14 protein-coding genes and 1 other RNA gene are annotated in these 21,057 nt (G+C 43.9%); 3 read left to right on the top strand and 12 right to left on the bottom strand.

All coding sequences use genetic code 11. The features are described 5' to 3' along the window. Positions 1 to 263: 263 nt before the first annotated feature. Complete coding sequence (gene metG / locus HXT20_RS00705) at positions 264 to 2,129, bottom strand: methionine--tRNA ligase (RefSeq protein WP_004112755.1); 1,866 nt, start codon at positions 2,127 to 2,129, stop codon at positions 264 to 266. A 209-nt stretch (positions 2,130 to 2,338) separates the two neighbouring features. On the opposite strand from metG, the gene HXT20_RS00700 reads away from it, so the two are divergent. Further along, a complete protein-coding gene (locus tag HXT20_RS00700) occupies positions 2,339 to 3,193 on the top strand; it encodes a hypothetical protein (RefSeq protein WP_032833861.1) in 855 nt (284 codons plus the stop codon). Continuing rightward, the gene (locus HXT20_RS00695; RefSeq protein ID WP_422114369.1) at positions 3,183 to 3,494 is read left to right on the top strand and encodes a hypothetical protein; all 312 of its coding nucleotides are present in this window, start codon (positions 3,183 to 3,185) and stop codon (positions 3,492 to 3,494) included. The genes HXT20_RS00700 and HXT20_RS00695 overlap by 11 nt, the downstream gene beginning before the upstream one ends. Here the strand turns inward: HXT20_RS00695 and rsmI are convergent. Then, on the bottom strand, positions 3,489 to 4,382 hold the full coding sequence (rsmI, locus tag HXT20_RS00690) for a 16S rRNA (cytidine(1402)-2'-O)-methyltransferase (RefSeq protein WP_422114368.1): 894 nt from the start codon (positions 4,380 to 4,382) through the stop codon (positions 3,489 to 3,491). The genes HXT20_RS00695 and rsmI overlap by 6 nt on opposite strands. A gap of 168 nt (positions 4,383 to 4,550) precedes the next feature. Here rsmI and HXT20_RS00685 point away from each other — a divergent pair, with 168 nt between their 5' ends. Then, complete coding sequence (locus HXT20_RS00685; protein ID WP_422114367.1) at positions 4,551 to 5,396, top strand: alpha/beta hydrolase; 846 nt, start codon at positions 4,551 to 4,553, stop codon at positions 5,394 to 5,396. A 623-nt stretch (positions 5,397 to 6,019) separates the two neighbouring features. Here the strand turns inward: HXT20_RS00685 and HXT20_RS00680 are convergent. From HXT20_RS00680 to HXT20_RS00635, 10 genes are all read right to left on the bottom strand, one after another. Next, entirely contained in the window at positions 6,020 to 8,887 is a 2,868-nt protein-coding gene (locus HXT20_RS00680; protein ID WP_422114366.1) for an SdrD B-like domain-containing protein, read from the bottom strand. 495 nt (positions 8,888 to 9,382) lie between these two features. Further along, positions 9,383 to 10,900 (bottom strand): formate--tetrahydrofolate ligase, encoded by a 1,518-nt coding sequence (locus tag HXT20_RS00675; protein ID WP_422114365.1) that lies wholly within the window; start codon positions 10,898 to 10,900, stop codon positions 9,383 to 9,385. A gap of 212 nt (positions 10,901 to 11,112) precedes the next feature. Next, complete coding sequence (locus tag HXT20_RS00670) at positions 11,113 to 12,720, bottom strand: C69 family dipeptidase (protein WP_422114364.1); 1,608 nt, start codon at positions 12,718 to 12,720, stop codon at positions 11,113 to 11,115. Between the two features lie 183 nt (positions 12,721 to 12,903). Beyond that, positions 12,904 to 13,455, bottom strand: a complete 552-nt coding sequence (locus HXT20_RS00665) for a YbhB/YbcL family Raf kinase inhibitor-like protein (protein WP_004113843.1) — start codon at positions 13,453 to 13,455, stop codon at positions 12,904 to 12,906. A 61-nt stretch (positions 13,456 to 13,516) separates the two neighbouring features. Further along, the gene (locus tag HXT20_RS00660; RefSeq protein ID WP_422114363.1) at positions 13,517 to 14,707 is read right to left on the bottom strand and encodes a DNA polymerase III subunit delta'; all 1,191 of its coding nucleotides are present in this window, start codon (positions 14,705 to 14,707) and stop codon (positions 13,517 to 13,519) included. Between the two features lie 26 nt (positions 14,708 to 14,733). Beyond that, positions 14,734 to 15,435, bottom strand: coding sequence for a dTMP kinase (gene tmk, locus HXT20_RS00655; RefSeq protein WP_102720954.1), 702 nt, complete (start codon positions 15,433 to 15,435; stop codon positions 14,734 to 14,736). Positions 15,436 to 15,456: 21 nt separating this feature from the next. After that, positions 15,457 to 18,294, bottom strand: coding sequence for a type I DNA topoisomerase (topA, locus tag HXT20_RS00650; protein ID WP_422114362.1), 2,838 nt, complete (start codon positions 18,292 to 18,294; stop codon positions 15,457 to 15,459). Positions 18,295 to 18,464: 170 nt separating this feature from the next. Next, positions 18,465 to 19,586, bottom strand: a complete 1,122-nt coding sequence (locus HXT20_RS00645; protein WP_101890433.1) for a phosphoesterase — start codon at positions 19,584 to 19,586, stop codon at positions 18,465 to 18,467. 46 nt (positions 19,587 to 19,632) lie between these two features. Further along, an RNA gene (gene ffs / locus HXT20_RS00640) (signal recognition particle sRNA small type) lies at positions 19,633 to 19,729 on the bottom strand. A gap of 67 nt (positions 19,730 to 19,796) precedes the next feature. Beyond that, on the bottom strand, positions 19,797 to 20,939 hold the full coding sequence (locus HXT20_RS00635) for an inositol-3-phosphate synthase (protein WP_004124088.1): 1,143 nt from the start codon (positions 20,937 to 20,939) through the stop codon (positions 19,797 to 19,799). Positions 20,940 to 21,057 lie beyond the last annotated feature (118 nt).

The raw sequence follows: 21,057 nt of genomic DNA, 5'->3' as shown, positions 1-21,057 counted from the left end.
CGAACAGTTAAAAAAGATAAAAAGAAGCCCGGTGGGAAAGAGAAGACCCACCGGGGCAGAGAGAAAGAGAGAAGAAGGTTTCAGTTATGGGGTTCGCGAACGAACCTCACTGATGGATAACCATCAGCAATACTCATTATAACCACACTTTTCTCGCAAAACACGCATATAACCTAAAAATTTCCTTAAAAAATTTTTTAAATCCTGATAGTCAACCTATTTTTTGTTACATGCATCACTATAACTTAAAATTTTTCGTTTAATCACTTAGATTCTAGTGATTTTTTAGCTGCAGCCAATCTTTCTTCGTCAGCTTTACGACGAGCGGCAAGCGCAGATTCAAAACGCTCAAGCTCCTCATCAATAGCCTCTTTAGGAATTTTGGCAAAAATCGGAGTTGGCTTAGCGACAGGCGTACCAGTCACTAATTCCTCACTCTCCCACGGGTGAACAGTTTCTCCAAGACGATAGTCGCCAGTAATAATCGGATACTTAAAATCTGGATTATCTAAGTCAGTCACCTCTTCAATTCTTGGCAGAGGAGAGAACACACCCGTACCACCAAGAGCTTCCCACACTTTTTGCGCAGAATGTGGCAAGAATGGAGCAAGTAAATGATTAGCATCAGAGACAGCTTGAGCTGCAACGTGCAAAACAGTACCAAGACGTGCTTCATCATCTTTAATCTTCCAAGGCTCAGTTGCAGAAATGTACTTGTTGATATCCGACACAACACGCATTGCCTCGTTAAGCGCATTCTTCTGATGATGACGTTCAATCAAACCACCAACAATCTCAAAAGCATTAGAGGTTTGATCGAGCAAAGCGCGATCCATATCTGTCATTGAATTTTCATCCAGAGCAGGAATCTCTCCGAAATTCTTATGAATCAAATTAGCGACACGATTTACCAAATTACCCCAGCTGGCAGCAAGCTCTTCGTTATTATGACGAACAAATTCTGCCCAAGTAAAGTCGGCATCAGAATTTTCAGGACCAGCAATAGAAATGTAGTAACGCACAGCATCCACAGGATAACGCGCCAAAATATCCTTCACGTAAATCACAATTCCACGCGAAGAACTGAACTTCTTGCCTTCCATAGTCATAAACTCAGAAGCAACAACTTGCTCAGGCATATTCAACGGGCCATAAACTCCAGCCTCGCCACCCTTAGAGCCAGCGCCATTATATGCAAGCATTTCTGAAGGCCAAATCTGAGAATGGAAGGTGATGTTATCTTTGCCCATAAAGTAATAGCCAGGAGACTTAGGGTCACACCACCAATCGCGCCAAGCATCCGGCTTACCTTGACGGCGTGCCCATTCAATAGATGCAGACAAGTAGCCAATAACAGCGTCAAACCACACGTACAGGCGCTTATTCGGGTTATCAACCCATCCTTCTACAGGAACAGGAATACCCCAGTCAATATCACGAGTTATAGCTCGAGGCTTAACTTCCTTAAATAATCCAATCGAGAAGTTAATAACATTTGTACGCCAACCATCCCTTGAATTAAGCCAGCTTAAATTAGCATCAGCTAAAGCAGGCAAATCGAGGAAGTAATGCTCTGTTTCTTCAAATCGCGGAGTTTCGCCGTTAATCTTGGATACAGGATTAATAAGCTCATCTGGATCAAGCTCATTACCGCAAGCATCGCACTGGTCGCCTCTAGCTCCATCCGCGCCGCAAAGTGGGCATGTGCCCTCAATGTAGCGATCTGGAAGAGTACGACCTGTAGAAGGCGAAATCGCAACCTTTTGAGTACCCTTATAAATGTAGCCGTTCTTTAAGCACTGACGGAACATCTCTTGAACAACGTGCTCATGATTTGCTGTAGTCGTGCGCGTAAACAAATCGTAGCTTAAACCCAAATCGCACAAATCTTTAGTAATCACGCGATTATAGCGGTTAGCAAGCTCCTGAGCACTAACGCCTTCTTTATCTGCCTCAACTAAAATCGGCGTGCCATGTTCGTCTGTACCAGAAACCATAAGCACGTCATTGCCCTTCATACGCTCATAACGCGCATACACGTCTGAAGGAACACCAAATCCTGCAACGTGACCAATATGACGAGGGCCATTTGCGTAAGGCCATGCAACATTCACCAAAATATGACTCATAGCCAAATATTATCTTGTTCAGCGAGGACACCTTAATAAAAAACATATACACATATGCACATTTTTTAATGTAAAAATGCTTAAAAATCCACTTTTACACATTTCGCAAAAATCTTATGGACAACATGAACAAACGTATCTATTCTGTCTAAAACCATATGTCTAAAAAATTATTCCCAATCATTATGTCTAACAAGAAAGGAGGGATTATGAATAACGAAGCAGAAATTATTGCAAACAAAACTATTAACAATTCGACTAATACTACAAGTAAATACACATGCAAAACAACCGATAAGCGAACAAATAAAAGAACAGATAAACCCACAATCAAGCCAATCGCTAAAAATTTAAAAAAGACTTCAAGACAGACTTCAAAAAGCAGAAACTATGATGCGAATAAATACAGTACGACTAAAGATATAGCTCAAGAAACAAAAATAATTCTTGAAAATTACGACAATAAAAATCAACACATTGACATTAGTAAAAATCTTCCAACCTTACTAGACACAACGCATCTGCCAGGACCATTGTGCATGAAGAAATTATCTAAATTCGGAGCTTTTGAACGATTGTCAATAAGAAGCGGATTTGCACATTCCACTGCAAAGTCCATTGAGGGGCGGTGCAAAATACTCAAAAAACTAATACCACGAGACTCTGCAGCATGCATGTTTACAGCATCATGGATTTGGCTTGGAGGAACAATTCCAAACATATTAGACGTTATCTCTGGCAGCCATTATCGCGTAGTACCACATGATCATCCATTACGAGTATTCAGACGAAAATTGTTGAAGAGAGAACAAAAGGTGATTAAAGATTTGCGCATAACATCTCCTGCTCGAACAATCTGCGACATAGCATTAACACCATCTAAAAATATTTACGACGAGATACGCAAAAAAGACACAATTTTCAATCTGATTCAAGAATATGGCACAAGCTTTAAAGAATGCGAAAAAATCATAAATAGCAACCCACATTTTCCAGGAGCGCAAAAAGCAAAAGATTGGCTAAAAAACGTTATAGAACAGGAAGATATTTTTTATGAATATTAATATTGAACATTTAAATCAAGTACAAGAAAATACAGAAAATTTCCATAAAACACAAACAAAAGATCTACCACCAAAACCGCCAATTATTCTCACAGAACAAGTAGCATGCTGTGAAAATACAGACAAAGAAATACTTTGGCACATAGCGAGAAACATTCCGCACTTACGAAAATGGGTTATAGCAAACCCAGACGCTGACGCAAAAATACTGGAGTATATTTCACAGAAAGGAGGTCCAGATGTTAAGCATAGCTTAGACGTACTTTTAGAAAGCTATGATTACGCGAAACAGATTTCATGACTTGATGTTTAAACAAGCAGCATAAACTTCTTTACGATTCGCAAAAGAACCGTCTGAAAGAGGATTTTGTGAAACAATACGCGTTATAGCATCTTTAATACGCAAACCCTCATTTTGCGAAAGATCGTAAGACATTTGCGCAAGCTGTTCAACGCTCAAATCAATGTTTCGCTGCTTGATTTCTTCATCGCTAGCTCCCGCAATCACAAGAACAATTTCTCCGCGCGGAGGGTCGTTTTCTACGCTTTTGCATATTTGAGAGATTGTTCCTCGCCTTATTTCCTCAAAATCCTTTGTAAGCTCGCGACATAACGCCATTTTGCGATCTGCGCCAAAAACTGCAAGAAGATCTTCCATTGACTCCGCAATTCTGTGCGGCGCCTCATAAAAAACGATTGTTCGCCGCTCTGAAAGAAGCGAGCGCAAATGCTGCTGCCTGTCTCCAGATTTACGCGGCAAAAAACCCTCATAACAGAAGCGGTCTGTTGGCAAGCCAGAAAGCGCTAGAGCATCTAGTACGGCACTCGGTCCAGGAGCGCAAGTAACAGGCAAATCGCGCTCTATTGCACGGCGAACGATCGCAAGCCCTGGGTCGTTAATCGTAGGCATACCAGCGTCGGAAACAACAAGAACGGTATTGCCTTGCTCAACCTTATCCAGCAAGCCATCTGCCTTGTTGTGCTCATTGTGATCATGATATGCAATAACTTGCCCAGAAACATGCACGCCAAGGCGATTTGCAAGATCGTAAAGCCTGCGCGTGTCTTCCGCTGCAACAATATCCGCGGTTGCTAGAAGATTAATCAAGCGCGATGAAGCATCTCCCATATTGCCAATAGGAGTGGCTGCAAGAACAACTTTACCTAAATTATCTTCTTCATTACGCATCTTAAATCTCCTTATGAAACTTCTTAAGACTCTACACGAATTTATAAAATAACGCACTTAAAAAATAAGATATTTGATTAGAATTATGCTTAGTAATTGCGCTTAGTAATTATGCTTAGTAATTATGCTTAACATAAATTGCAAATAAGCAAAACGAAAAGAGATACCATGAAGATTATAGAACGCCAAATTAAAGGCATTGACGGTAGCAACGCGCTTCTTACTGGATATGTTTTAGATGACAACTTAGATAGCGAAGGGGATCAAACACGCCCAGCAGTGCTGATTTTGCCAGGCGGCGGATTCTTGCGCGTTTCTAATCGCGAAGCAGAACCTGTTGCTATGAAGTTTGCTGCTGCTGGATTCCACGCATTTGTTCTGCGCTATTCTCTTGTGCCTAGTGCACACCCGACTCAGCTTTTGGAAGCAGCACAAGCTATGCAATTGATTCGCAATAATGCAAAAGAATGGCATGTAGATGCGCAAAAAGTGGCGATTATTGGATTCTCTGCAGGAGGTCATGTAGCCGCAAATCTTGCGACTAGCGTTAGCGACGATGTTGAAGAAGCAAATGGATACAACGCAAATGGCGTTCGACCAAACGCTCTTATGCTTGCTTACCCAGTGATTTCCGCTGGCGAATACGCGCATAAGCCAACTTTCGACCGTCTTTTTGGAGACGTAGATTCTAGTACTCGCGCGCAACTCGTTGAACAGCTTTCGTTGGAAAACCACGTGGATTCTAAGACTCCACCTGTGTTCGTTTGGCAAACGATTACAGACCAAACGGTTCCAGTTCAAAACTCTATTATGTTTATTAATGCTTGTGTTAAAGCTGGCGTAAGCGTGGAAGCACATTTGTTCCCTAAGGGTCCGCACGGCTTGGCTTTGGCTGTTAAAGAAACTGCTAAGCGCGATGAGAATGGCGCAGTGATTCCTGAGTTTGTACAGCCAGAGGTTCAGCAGTGGATTGACCTTGCTTGCGATTGGCTGAATCGCATTTTTGCGTGCTAATCGACCTGCCTTCGAGCTTAGAGCGTAGCGCGGTTCCATTGCTTGGTATTGCGCGAGGTTTGAGTATTTCTCTCCTCGCAAGTCCCGTCGCTGCGCTCCTCTTTTATTGCTCGTATAGAAATACATCAAACCTTCTGAATATCTAACACTTTTGCGTATCTTTTATCACCGAGATTCTTGATTTTTCTTGCTGCTTCAGCGAATCACCATTTCATGCTGCGAATCGATCTGCATGAGCGCTTAAAGCGTAGCGCGCGAATGCACTTCGATTCGCTGAGCTTGCTCAAAGTTGAAAGCACAGTGTGCTTTCAACGCAAGCGAAGACGTGAGCGCGCTGTAACGCGCGAGCGATACACCTCTTTCGCTGCGAAAAATCTCGAATCTCTACCTCACTTGCGCTCCGACCTGCCTTTTCGCTTAAAGCGTAGCGCGAAAGGCAATTCGGAGCGCTGAGCCGCTTAGCGTAGAAGCACGGTGTGCTTCTACGGCGGCGAAGACGTGAGCGCAGCTAATCTGCGCGAACGATGACCTGCCATGTAGTGCGCTCAGGCAGGTCGTCGCGCAAACGCACTACACAAAATTGCAAGTCGACGTTTTATATTATTCACCTGAATTTTCTACAATTATTGTCTGTGCTTACCCTTGCAGAAATAACGCTTTATTTTATTCGTAGCCCCCAGAGCGAGCATAGCAACAGACGCAACAGCTGTGAAAACTGTGCTTACGCCAGTGTTTACAAGCTTATCCCTTACATGCTCTTGCTTAGAATCAGCATTATTATTGTCAAACGAACTTTCATTAGGCTGACTATTATTGCTATCTAAATCATTATTAATGTTTGGTATCGGATTATCTAATTCACGAATCTCAGAGTGATTAGGTTCTGAAGAATCCTCCTTAGGCTGGGGATCCTCATACTGAGGGGAATCATTAGACTCTGTGTCATCAGTATCAGGATCCTTCGGAGTATCAGACTTAGGATTAGTATCCTTTGGATCAGGATCTTCAGGATCATCCTTCTTAGGATCAGGATCTTGCTTAGGCTCCTTCGACTCAGGTTCCTTAGGATTATCAGGCTTATCATCCTTAGGTTTCGTAGGATTATCAGGCTTCTTATGATCCTCAGATTTAGGATCAGGTACATCCCTATCCTGACAATTTGGATTATTAGGCTTATCCTTAGGATTTTGCTTAGGATTTTGCTTAGGCTCATCCTTCTTAGGATCAGAAGACTTAGGAGTATCAGGCTTTACAGGATTGTCATTCTTAGGATCAGTCTTTGGCTTAGTCTGCGGATCTTTCGGCTTAGGGTCCTTAGGCTTAGGATCCTTGGGATTTTCAGGTTTAGGCTGAGGATTCTTAGGCTTCGGCTTATGATCAGGATCCTTCGGATCATTCTTCTTAGGATCAGGATTAGGATCAGGATTTGGCTTAGGATCCTTCGGTTCATCCTTCTTAGGCTCATCCTTCTTAGGCTCATCCTTCTTAAAAGCTCCAGCATCAATATGCTTTTTATCTTCGCCAGCAGAAAGACTTATATTGCCAACATATGAGTTTTTTGAAGCCGAATTATCGGTTTCTGCAGATCCTTTTTCTGTAACAGACCTATCCGTTACAGGCTCTCCAGGAATCGCGTCAGAATCTACAGAGGAATCTGACCCTTTATGCGTATATGTAAAACCAAAATATTCACTACCTTCTGGAAGTGTGAATTTAACAACATAGCTTCCTGGCAGCAAATTAGTAAATTCGTAGTATCCATCAGGCGAAGTAGTGGTAATAGGCTTAACTTCATTGCCATTTATGTCGATTACTGTACTATCTCCATACTGTTTAACAAGCTGTACTTTTGCACCAATTATGCTCGACTCCCCCTTATCTTGAATACCATTATGGTTAGCATCAAACCACACGCGTCCACTCAAAGATGCAGGAATAACGATTTCAATAGGAACTGTGCTAACTTTGCTGCGATTGCTGCGCGCATACGTTGCAACAGTCTCCTGAATCTTGTTAATAATTGGCGGATATTTCAAAGTACTATCTGGATAATTATCATTACAATCTAACGCACGATAATACGATTTTATAGATGCGCTTGCTTTTCCACTCATCCAAATACCGTTGCTAATATTATCAGGACCAAACACAGTTGAATCTGGGTTAAATTCTCCAGATATTAGCAATTCAGAAGGTCTGCTTTGTTCTGGAACAGTTCCCCAACCATCGAAATATTTAGAATCCAAAATATCGCCGAAAACTTCAGTATTCTCATAAGCAACTTTTTCTATTCCGATATTGCCCATAATTTTACGAGCTTCAGCATTGTTGTTAGGCGAACGGAAAACTGTTAAATGATGATTTTTAAGAGCTTGCTTAGTTCCATTTAAAGCATAGTTCTTAGAACCAAATGGAATTTTAAATCTCAACTTAATCGGATTATTGTCGTTCCCATTGCGATAAATAGTTACGAATTGGTTATGCTCAATATTTGCAGGTATTAATTGTGGTAACCAAACACCATTCTGCGACTCAACCATAGTGCTTCTACTGTCATAATCGACGCCGCTTGTTTCCATAGATAACCCAGTGAACCAGAATCCATAATTATCTCTGCCGTCCCATCCAGTTACCAAATCAGAACGCACTAGGCATGGATTTTTTTGCAGTATCCTATCGTTTGGAAAATCTCTTAATCCGCCGATTGTAGACGTATATTCCATAGGTGTTGGGAAAGGCATATACGAAACTCTGCCTTGGATTAACGGTTTCACACCTTTTTTGTAATTTTGCAAATCAACTAGATCAGAAGTTTTTGCATTACTGTCGATTACTGTATGGATTTCAATGGAAACTGTTTGATTATTTTTTATTACATCATCATTGGATAATACATTGCCAGAGTGGTTCACGCCTTTTATGGCAGCAAGGTATGGCATTTCGTTTGCAAAATCAGAGGACCACTCGTTGTAGTTAAAGTAGACGTCAAAAAGATTGTAGTTACCGAGATTGTGGTTACCAAACGACTTAGAATCTGAAATCTGTACTACTTTATTTGCAACACTGCCAGCATCAACAACAAAATCATTTGCGTTTACTGTAAGAATTTTCGGAATGGCTAGTCGAAGATATGGTCTAAAAACATCGCCAGCTTCAGGAACAATAAATTTGGCTGTAGCCCGGAGCGTAAGCTTGCTACCTGGACGCAGAATTTTATTAGTTTTATTCGTATTCGCATGATTGTCAGTAGAATCTCCATCAACATAGCTGATTGAAGTTCTTATTTCTGGAAGTTTCCCATCTGGCTTGCCGAAATGCTGGGTAGGAGCAGGAATTAAATCAATGTTGTTAATACTGGATTTATTCGTTGGAATGTTCTCACGATTAGTAAAAGCGTTATCATTGCTAGACTGAGCTAACGCCGAAGAAGATAAACTTGCTGTTAATAACGTGGCTGTTAATAAGCTAGCTGTCACTATTTTCATTTTCATTAAGTATTTTCTCCCTTCGCTCATGAAAATAGTTATGAGACAATCCACGAGTAAAACACTAAAAAATTTATTTTTCAAACTGAAAATTGTCGTAAATTTTCCGACAACTAAAACCCTTTTTATATTTATGGAATCGCCGAATAAAAAAAAAACACCTTCGGCGAGTCTGAAGAAAAATTTAAATTAATTAAGATAAAATACGAAAAATATACATGTTAACTCTCTTATAATAAAGCTAAATCGTAATATGTTCTGTTGTTATAACAATATGATGATTAAATGATATATGTGAGGTTTTTCACATTACACAATATTCTACAAGTTCAATACACAAATATCTTTACGACAAATACAACATGGATCCTATGTAAAAGATTAAAAGACGTTTATAAACAACGTTTATAAAACAGAAACGTCGTCCTCACACCGTGATTGATGTGTTGACGACGTTTTGTTATTTGTTATTTGTTATTAATAAGTAATATTTAAAAGCAATCACACGATTTTTGGCATTGGCGTTGTTAGTGAAGATGTAAGGTTGACTTGAACAACCCCAGCTCCAGCGTGAACTTCTACTTTCTTTAAAGTTACAGTGCGAGAATCTTCAGGCGCGTGATCGTCATCAGTCATGGTTGCTGGCGACTTTACAGCAACAAGAGCCAAGCTATCAAAATCAACACCAGCCTTATTGCACAAATCCTGCGCTTCCTGCAACGAATCAGCAAAACCATCCTTTTCAATCACTCGACTTTCAGGAACTCCATATGCCTCGGCGCAAAGCAAATTAATGCGCTCGCGAAGCGACTTTCCTCGGCGGCTTTGCGGAACTTTCGTTTCAGCATCAGCGGTAATCACAGACACAAAATCGTCTAGCTGATCTGCCAATCCATCTCCGCCATCTCGGAACAAATTGCCAACAATCGGCTTACGGAATCCCAAAGTCTTAGCTTGCTCAAGCAAATCTGGAACCTGCCCATCTTCACCTTCCCACAAATTGATAAGAGGGAACGTAGGAATATTAAGCGACTCAAGGCGCGAAACGTGGAATGGGTATCGCCACGCAAGCGTTTCGTCATCTCGCCAAGTAGTGGCTCGAGTAACAACAACCGCAGCAGCAGGCCACTTTGCGCCAAACTCGCGAGCAGCAATATCTAGCCACTTTTGCGCACCAGCGTCCGTGCCATAGCCTGCCTCCACAACAACAACATCGTGTAGTGCACAAGCCATTTCAACACTCACAAGGCTTGGAATACCAAGCGAAACGTTGGCAAACGGACCACAATGAACATAAATCGGAGAACCATTAATCGTCTCAGTTTTTGCAGGCTTTACAGCATCGGCAAGAATATTTGTGATTCGCCACAAGTCAACAAAATCGCCAAATTTAACAGGATTTCCGTCCTTTGTGCCAGCAATCATGGCAGCAACGCGATTTGCAATCTCTTCCATGCTTCTCGAAAGCACTACAATTTGCATAAGCTCACAAGTTGGCGTTAACACAACGCGCTCAGCAACCGTGCCCTTGCCAAAGTCAACAGCAATACTACGCAAAGATCTTGAAGGCACTTCACTTACGCGCGGCACTAAAATCGTGTCTAAAATACCCTCGTCAATCGCTTTTTCTGCAAAAGAAACAAGCAAATTCTGCGCACATTCAATGGCAGCCATTTCTCCGCACAATCCCCAATCGATTAGCTCAGGGTGCGAAAGTGAGGACTTTCCGCCACCGCTAGCGCCGCCTTTTGAACCCGCTGCAGTAATGCCCATGCTTGGCTGGCGCAAAACAGCCGCCGCATCTACCCCGCGTTCGCGCAACGCGTCTACCAGCGCAATAGTGGTAGTTGTTTTGCCTTCTCCTCTAGAAGCCTTAAGAGGAGTATCAGCTGTAACGAGTAGCACTTTACCGTGCTTTTTTTGCTCACTTGGATTCTTCTTTAAATAATCCATAAATCCGAAGGCGTCTATTTTTTTAACTAATCCAAATTGCGTAGTAAACGAATCAAGAATGCTCATATTCCCCACTTTCATAAGCAAAAAGCCTAGTAGATGCCCAATAGTGTTCAATAACAAACGTTCAATAACAGATGCCCAATAAACGCTCAATAGTAAACGCGCATAGCTAATGTAAATGAACAATTTTTATACTATACGATTGCATGGGCGTGGTATAGCAATATTACATTAAAACTATGCGCGTTATCACTAATGTCTATAACAGCTTGCGATCAGTGATCGGAACGATTAAAACCATTCTTCATACGCATGCTAGTTATGTACAGCACTGTGTCAAGCAAAGAATCTGTTTCTTTCTTCAACTTTGCTGCCATATCGTCGTTCGCTTCAGCCAAAGCTTCACGCACTTTGTCGTTACGAAGCTCTGCAATAATTGCTTCAGGATCGCGAACTAAATCATCGTAATCTTCGCCTTCATCACCTTCACGTTCTGGCTCGTAACCTCTCAAAGAAACGCCAAGAATCTTTGCCACGGCAGCATCCGTAGACTTAACCATTGCGTGACCAAGGGAACCGACAACTTCCTGGTAACGCTCAATCGCGTTTGCAGTGTCGTTAAATGCAGCATCCGCAAGAGCTGCAATAATGCGATTCTCCCAATAGAAGTTTTCGCTTGTTACGCGAGTAGTCGTATCTTCCAAATACTTTGGAGTTTCGTTTACATTTGGATAGAACGGCACAAGCGCATTAAATGGGTTAGAGCCGTACGCCATCCACTGAATTGTGCGGAACGCTTCTGGCACGTAAGGGCGGATTTGCATAACAGCCAGCTGACTTTGACGATTGATGCCGATTGGACGGAAAAGATGACGAGTATGCTCATCGCCAAGCTTGCCGTAAGGATCATATTCAGTGCCCTGATAGTGAGAGCTTAAAACGTACTTAATATCCTCAATCGTCACTTTGCGTTCAGGCTGACGCGCCCACGGAATATCGTTGCTATCTGGCTTGTGATCTGCGTCTTTGCCATCCCACACTTCGTCATAAGGATTCAAGAAACGCTCCATAAACCATGCGCGAGGAGTGTTGTACACGTGGTCGGCATCCGAATGAGAACCGAAAGCATCGCGAGGGTTGAACGGCGAAGCGTTTTCTACCGACAAATCTAAGTGATTTTCTTCAATAAACTCAAGCAAATCAGCAGAGCACATGTGCTCTTCTTGGTCTCCCAAAGCGTCTTCCAAATCGAACTCGTCGATTCCAAGCTGGTTTGGCATAACAACATACGCCTCGTCTGGCACGCGCTTAGCAATCCAGTGGTGTCCGCCAACAGTTTCCATCCACCAAATCTCGTTTACATCCGAGAACGCAACGCCGTTCATCTCGTAAGTTCCGTACTTTTCTAGCAACGCGCCCAAACGCTCCACGCCTTCGCGAGCGCTACGAATATAAGGCAAAACAAGCGTTAAGAAGTCTTCTTCGCCAATTCCGCCTGGCACTTCTGGCTTGTAGTCAGCGTCGCCTTCCTTACCTTGCGCTTTTTTAAGCTCCACCATTGGGTCAGCACCCAGCACGCGCTCGTTGGATGTAAGCGTTTCGGTTGCGCTCATTGCCACGTTTGCTTCGTTAACGCCAGCTTCTCCCCAAATTCCTTCGCGCAAGTCTGCGTTTGGAACGCTTGTGTATTGCATTGGATTATCTGGAAGCTCTACTGTTACGTGGCTAAGCACAGACTTATAAACGCGAGGCTGGTCTTGCGGCTTTACTACTACTAAACGCTTTGGATTAAACTCGCCATTTGCTGAGTCTTCGTTACGCGCGATAAGCGTGGATCCGTCGTAGCTCGCTTTGCGTCCTACTAAAATTGTTGTGCATGCCATATTTGCATCCTCATTTTTCTAATTTTTGATTATTTTGGTTATTTGATTATTTTTGATTATTTTGTTTGTTTAGATTAGTTTGATTGGTTTTGCTTATTTTTGACTATTTTACGCAGGCATATATAGTCGTAAGCTGCTTGCGACTAATCCGCACGAAGTCATATAAAGCCTAAATCCTAAATTCTAAGCTTTTCCTCGCAAATATAATCCGTTAACGTCTACATACGAATCGTAATGCCTGATTTCATTCATCATTTCGTTAAGATAGAAGCCTTCTTTAAGATTTGGAAGAGGCTTTTGCGTGCCGAACACTTCTAGCATGTAGTCGTGATCCTTGTCTGGCGGCTGCGGGCCATTGTAGCGCATTGTAATTGCAGGGTCTGTGCAACCCACAAATCGGCTAGCTTGCGAGTTTCGCCCTTGTACAACTTCTGGAATCATAGTTGGCATTGTGCGCGAAAAGTCTTGCGGAATTTGCAAAGCGCGCGAGTCATTAAAGTCAAACATAAGCGCTTCCACCGGAACATTTGCCACAACCCAATGAATCCACTGGAATCCGCACACTGGTATAGCGTCATCGTCTACAAATCGCCAATGCAAGTAGTGCACAAAATCCGGCAACTTGTCTACATAAAATGGAAAAGACACGACTGGAACGCCGTTAATCTTGTTTTCTTCCGGCGCAGCTTTTGCAAAGTTGTCTGGAATAGTGGTGAAATCTGTAGAAATATTCATAATTTAAGTATCTACTACCGCTGTGACTATAAAAATAAGACTATAAAAATGTGACTATGCGTTAAGAAAGCGCACATAAAAGTGCTTCAAAAACAAGCGTTGCGTTTCCATTGCCAGCAAGCCGCTTTTTAGCAACCGCAAGCGCGTCCAGGCATTTAAGCGCGCGCTCTGCTGTATTTTTTTTAGAAAGCTGCATAATTTCTGCTTTAAATTCTTGATTCACAAGTGGTGTTTGCGATTGCGCATTGTTTAGCACAACAAGCACATCTCTGTACACGCTGCAAATCGCATCTATTGCGCGGTTTAAAACGTCTCTGCTTACGCGAGTGACTTTGCGCTTAACATCGTCTTTTTTGCCAATCGCATTGTATGCGCTACGAATTTTAGGTGGGATTTTATCTGTTGGCTTAATGCCATTTATGCGCAAAAACTCGCTTTGCTCAGCTTCAACAGACTTTTGCACTTCGTCTTCTGCCTGACTTTTAGCATCTTCGATTAGCGTTTGCGCAAGCATAATAGCATCTATTGCGCTGCTAAGACGCAAAACGCCTGCAACAAGCTCTTCTCTTCTGCTTCTAGCACTCTCGCTTGTAGCGTAAAGCATTGCTAAATCAACGTTTCCTTGAGCTATGCGAGCCACGTTTGCCGCCGTTTTTGCATCAATGTGTGCGCTTTGTTGCACGTATTCTTGCACATCTTGGTCGCTTGGTTGAGCCAAATTCACTATTTGAGACCTAGAACGAATTGTTGGCAAAACATCTGCCGCGCTTGCCGCGCAAAGAATCCATATTGTGCGAGGTGCTGGCTCTTCGATTTCTTTTAGCAAAACGTTTGTTGTGCGCTCAAGCATGCGCCCAACGTCTTCGATTATTATGATTCGCCACGGTGCAACACTTGGCATTTGCTCGGATATTGATACGAGTTCGCGCACTTCGTCAATGCTTACTGTAACTTTGTCCGTGCTTAAAATGTTTACGTCTGGGCTTGTTCCAGCTAATACTTCACTTGCGATTTTATCTGTGTTTATTTGAGTGTTTATTTGAGTGGCGGAGTTTTCGGCGGCGCGGTTGCTTGCGATTTTTCCACTCGATTGCAATGCCGCTGCAAACGCTCTTGCCACTTTTGCACACCCGAATCCAGTAGATCCGCAAATAAGCCATGATTGCGCGATTTTGCTTGAATCGCCTTGCGCTACTTTTTTAAGGCGTTCAACAACTTGCGCTTGACCAACTACCGATTCCCAAACGTCCATTGCTAAAATCCTATAGTCCTAAAATCCTAAAATCCTTGATTTTCTGGCGATTCTGGCGATTTTTCGCCACCTATTCCAGCATTATCCATCAACTTGCACACGTCTTTAGCAATCAACTTCGATAAGTCGCAAGCTGGCAAAGTGGCGTCTAAAACGCAAAATCTTTGCGCGTTTTGTTTAGAAAGATCCAAAAACGCTTCACGCGTTCGGCGTGCAAAATCAAGCCCTGCACTTTCCATGCGATCCGCCTGCCCATGCAATCGCACAGCAGCATCTTTCTCGCTCATATCTAGCAAATACGTGCGATTTGGCCAAAGGCAATTAGACGCCCACTCGCTTAAATCACGCACGTCTTGCATAGTGAGCTCACGCCCCCCAGACTGATACGCTAGCGATGAGTCAATGTAACGGTCCGTTATAACCACAGCACCGCGCCGCAAGGCTGGGATGATGATTTGCGCAGCATGTTGAGCGCGATCTGCAGCAAACAGAAGCGCCTCGGTGCGCGCAGAAATCGCTCCGCCGTGTAGAAGAATGTTGCGCAACTGTTCGCCCAACGGTGTTCCGCCAGGCTCTCTCGTTACAACAACCTCAAGTCCGCGTGCTTGCAAAAAATCACGCAAAGCCTCAACTTGCGTGGTTTTCCCAACGCCGTCTATACCTTCAAAAGATATAAAAAGACCTTTGTTTAAACCGCTAAGCCCGCTGTTTTTAAGACCTATAGCCATTTTTGCATACCTCTACCAGGTTTACTCGCCTTTAGATGTGGACTTTTTTGCTGTGCTCTTTTTTGCAGCAGGCTTTTTAGCGGCCGTCTTCTTTGTTGCCGTCTTCTTTGCAGCAGTTCTCTTGCGCTTTACAGGCCCTGCCGCGCGCTTTTGCGCCAAAAGCTCAAACGCAACCTGTGGCTCAATCGACTCAGGCGTGTACTGCTTTGGAAGCGTGCGATTCGTAACGCCGTCTGTAATATAAGCTCCATAGAAGCCGTCTTTAATTACCACTGGCTTGCCGCTTTCTGGATCTTCTCCAAGCTCCCTAAGCGGCGGTTTTGCGGCTCCACGAGTGCGCTTTGCATACTTCGGTTGAGCAAAAAGCTCCTTGGCCTCGTCTAAAGTCACACTAAAAATCGCGTCTTCGCTTGCAAGCGAACGATTGTCTGGCTTGGCATCCACAACCGAATCGCCAGCATCCGCGCGCTCGTAAGTCTTAGTCAAATAAGGTCCGTATCGACCATTATTCGCCTCAATCTTCGCGCGCTTCACTTCGCCTTGCTCATCAACTTCTTCCACAACGCCAACCAATCGAGGCAAATTCAAAAGTCGCAAAGCATCTTGCAAAGTTATTGTTGCAGGGTCCATTGTTTTAAACAAAGACGCCATTTTTGGCTTAGCTTTAGCAGACTTTTTAGATTTTGCAGAAGACTTTGCGCCAGTTTTAGCAGAATCGTCGGATGCTTGCGACCCATCCTCATCCGAGGCTTCAACAAGAGCAACGTACGCTCCAAAACGCCCGTTCCTAACTTCTACACTGCCTCCAGTTTGCGGATCCGTACCCAAAACGCGCGGACCGTCGGAGTTGTTCTCAATCAAATCTCGTGCAACTTGCTCAGTCAACTCGTCTGGAGCCAAAGTACTTGGAATCGAAGCTCTGCGCGCATTGCCATCTTCGTCTAGATTCTTCGTATCTTCCAAATACGGGCCGTATCTGCCTACGCGCACGTGCAATCCGCCGCCAATATCAATCGTGTTGATTTCTCGAGCGTCAATCTCGCCAAGCTGATCAACTTGTTTTTGCAAACCTTCATGCATTGCAAAGTCGCCAGCAACCGCCCCGTTATCTCCAAAGTAAAACTTGTAAAGCCAATCTTTACCAGCTTCCTCGCCATGTGCGATGCGGTCCAAACCATTTTCCATGTCCGCCGTAAACGCATAGTCAACGTAAGTTGGGAAATTAGATTCCAAAAGCTTAATAACCGCAAAAGCAAGCCAGCTTGGAATCAACGCGCGCCCACGCTCATACACGTATCCGCGGTCGATAATCGTGGAAATAATGCTAGCGTAAGTAGACGGCCTACCAATCTCCTTAGCTTCAAGCGTTTTAACTAAAGACGCTTCCGTGTAGCGAGCTGGCGGCTGAGTTTCATGACCATCCGCGCTAACTCGCAAAGCTTTAAGAACATCGCCATTAGCCATAGGCGGCAAAGCCTTAGACTGCTCGTCTTCGCTAAATCCGCCAAACACCTTCATAAATCCAGCAAACTCAATCACGGTTCCAGAAGCTTGGAAATTAGCCGTTCCAAAGCTGCCAGCCGAAGCGTCTAGCTTAACTGTAGCTGTAAAACCAGTAGCATCCGCCATTTGAGAAGCAAGAGTTCGCTGCCAAATAAGCGTATAAAGCTTAAGCTGATCAGAAGGGAGAGCGTCAGCCAAATCCGCAGGATTCCTAAAAGTAGATCCAGCAGGACGAATACATTCGTGCGCTTCCTGAGCGCCTGCAGAAGTCGTAGCATACTGTTTTGGAGAATCCGCTAAATACTCGTCTCCAAAATTAGACTTAACGCAATCTCGAGCCGCAAAAATCGCCTCTTTAGAAAGCGTTACAGAATCCGTACGCATGTAGGTTATGTAACCGTTTTCGTACAAAGATTGAGCCGCGCGCATAGTTTGGCGAGAGCTCATAGACAAGCGGTTTCCAGCAGTCTGTTGAAGAGTAGAAGTTGTAAACGGAGGCAATGGTCGGCGACGATACGGCTTAGTGTCCATTGAGCTAACAACAAAATCAGCTGTACCAAGACTCTGCGCAATCGCACAAGCATCCGCCTCGTTCAAATAGTGCGCTAAAGCAGATTCGCCCTTGGCTTTTTGAAGCTCTCCAAGCGAATTAAAATCTTTAGAAGCAGCCAAACGATTGCCATTTAGAGCCGTCATTCGCGCTTGGAAATCAACGCCATTTGCGCTCAGATCCGCGCAAACATCCCAATAGCTCGCCTTTTTAAACGCCATTCGCTCGCGCTCGCGCTCAACAATCAAACGCGTTGCAACAGATTGCACTCGACCAGCCGAAAGACCTGGTCCCACTTTGCGCCACAAAACTGGCGAAAGTTCGTATCCGTACAATCTATCCAACACGCGGCGAGTCTCTTGCGCATCAACCATATGGTCATCAACGTTTCGAGTGTTAGCAAGCGAAGCTTGAATCGCATCTTTTGTAATCTCGTGAAACACCATGCGCTTTACTGGCACTTTTGGCTTAAGTGCTTGCACAAGATGCCACGCAATCGCTTCTCCTTCGCGGTCCTCATCAGTTGCGAGGAACAATTCGCCCGACTTTGTGAGCGCAGCCTTTAAATCCGAAACTGTTTTCTTTTTATCCGCGCCAACAACATAGTATGGCTCAAAACCATTGTTTACATCTACGCCAAACTTGCCAAATTCTGCCTTTTTAGCAGCTGGCACCTGACTTGGCTGTGCTAAATCACGAATATGACCCACGGATGCCATAACAGTGTATCCGCTTCCAAGATATCCGCCTATTTTACGCGCTTTAGTGGGAGACTCCACAATGACAAGCTTGTTCTGCTCTGTCATACGCTCTCCTTTCGTACAGATGCATTTTGTATGCATATTCCGCGCTTTTACTACTCAATCCACGCAAACTCTAACGCAATACGCGTTTCATATTCAACAAAATCAACAAAATCAAACTTTGCGAAATATCAGCATATACTCCTATATATACCACTTTACTTATTTTTTATTCAATTAGACGATAATCTTAACAATAAATCGTCCTCATCTTGACGTTTTGGAACTTCGCTTTTTGAAGGAGGAGTAGGCGGAGCACCAACTAATCCTAGCCTACTTAAAGGAGCTGCACTGGATTGTCTAAGAACCATCAAAACGCCGAAAGTCAAGCTACACACTCCTGCTACAGCCCAATATGCACAAGAGTGCGATACCCCTATAGCCCATTTTGCACCTAAATCTATTCCTGGCATAATCTGGTAAATCATGTACGAACAGTAAGTTAGGCAGATTATTCCCATTGTGATCATTGCGCTTCCAACGATTTGCACGCTTATAGATGATCTTCTTGAACCTGGCACGTCCATTGCGGATGATCTTGTAAAAATCAACACTGTTGACGTTACAGCACCAACTATGAGTACGGATATCATAACGTCTGCCGGCCTGTGCCATCTGCCTCCCAAAAGAGCTATGGCAAGCAGAAATGTGATTATTGCTGATCCAAGCGCAACCCATGCTCTAAAAGCGCGACTTACAGCGCAAACAAGCAGCGCGCACGCAGCTGCCATTAGTAGCATGTGACCAGACGGAGCGGAATTTTTTGCAAGCGTTGCTACATTTACTAGGATCGGACGCGGAAGCACACGTTTTAGAGGCTCTGCAGCTAGAGATAAAACTAGTATTACAGCGCATTGCGCAATAAGCCACCAGCGTTTTCTTATGATTGATATTATTGCTGCCGCAGCGCAAATCAAGGCAGATAAGACTATAACGAGTATGGAACTTCTAAGCGGAGTTAGTACAACAGATAGCCACGACGGAATGGCACTATATCCAAAAGTACTAATCACCATTTCTTCATACGACTGACCTATTGCGGTTCTAACGGCTAGAATCCACATGATTGATGCAAAAGATGCAAAAAGAACAGCACACAGCGCACACAAAGCTATTGTTGATATTCTAGGACGATTCATCAGCGGATCGAGCTTAGAAATATCTTGATTAGCCTCGCTGCTTTGAGAATTTTGACTATTTTTGATATTTTCACCAATGCCGCTAATTTGACTATTATCACTGTCGTCGCTGCCATCGCTAATCTTGCTGCCTTCAAATAGACTCATACCAAGCATTTTATCAAACAACACTCTGCACTACAGAGCACTTGCGCTACAAAAATATAAGAAACCCCCGCGCACCCACCAGAGGCCACTTACCCTTGCTGCATTCCTGCCCTGGGGGGATTGGGTGACGTAGTGCCACGCGGAGGCTCTACCTATATTACACGATTTTGGCTACAAGTCGAGCGCAAGTCGCAAGCTTCCGCACCATTAGGCGCATTGCTAGGCGCGCCACACGCTTTTACCATGTTCTTTTGCAGCCTCAACATCTGCATTAAGCTGCGACTCATCTGCCTCAACATCTCCAGCAATATAGCGCTCAACGAGTTCGCGCGCCTCGCTATCTTCATGCTGAACAGCTGGCGACTTCATAAAGTAGGAGCTAGGAGCCAAAATCGGACCCGAAAGCTTGCGATCCAACGCAATCTTCGCTGCGCGCACAGCGTCTATAACAATGCCTGCAGAATTAGGCGAATCCCACACTTCGAGCTTGTACTCTAAGCTAAGCGGAACATCTCCAAAAGTGGTGCCCTCTAAGCGCACAAACGCAAACTTGCGGTCGTCAAGCCAAGCAACATAATCCGAAGGACCGATGTGCACGTTGTGATCATCCATATCGTGCGGAACAATCGAAGTAACCGCGCGCGTCTTAGAAATCTTCTTCGACTCAAGCCTAGAGCGCTGCAACATGTTCATAAAGTCCATGTTTCCGCCAACATTCAGCTGGTAAGTGCGATCCAAACGCACTCCTCTATCTTCAAAAAGTCGCGCCATAACGCGATGCGTAATCGTAGCTCCAACCTGGCTTTTAATATCGTCGCCAATAATCGGAACGCCTGCGTCACGGAACTTTTGCGCCCAAACTGGGTCGGAAGCAATAAAAACAGGAAGGCAATTCACAAACGCGCATCCAGCTTCCATAGCCGCAGTCGCATAAGCCTTGTCTGCCTGCTCGGAGCCTACTGGCAAGTAAGACACAAGCACGTCTACATGCAAATCGCGCAAAACCGCGGCAACATCCACAGGTTCTTCTTCGGATTCGTCAATCATCTGCTTATAATAGTCGCCCAAACCATCGTAAGTAGGTCCACGCTGCACTTTAACGCCAAGATTAGGCACGTCTGCAAAGCGAATCGTGTTGTTTTGCGAAGCATAAATCGCCTCGCTTAAATCATGACCCACTTTTAAAGCGTCAACGTCAAAAGCTGCTACAAACTCAATATCTCGCACGCGATATTGCCCAAAAACAGCATGCATTAATCCTGGAATTTTATCGCCATCATTGGCATTTTTGTAGTATTCAACGCCTTGAACCAACGACGAAGCACAATTGCCAACACCGGCAATGGCAACGCGGATACTCATATAAACTCCTTGCCCAAAAACAGCAGCATATAATCATGCTGCACTAACACACTTTTATAATACTAGCTTTTACAAATATTACACATGATATTACATATGATTAAAATTCCTCGCCAAG

Origin of the sequence: Gardnerella sp. DNF00109 (genome assembly GCF_049262845.1) — a bacterium.
Classification (GTDB): Bacteria; Actinomycetota; Actinomycetes; order Actinomycetales; family Bifidobacteriaceae; genus Bifidobacterium; species Bifidobacterium vaginale.
The sequence above is the reverse complement of the archived record's forward strand: the minus strand, read 5'-3'. Positions and strand labels throughout refer to the sequence as shown.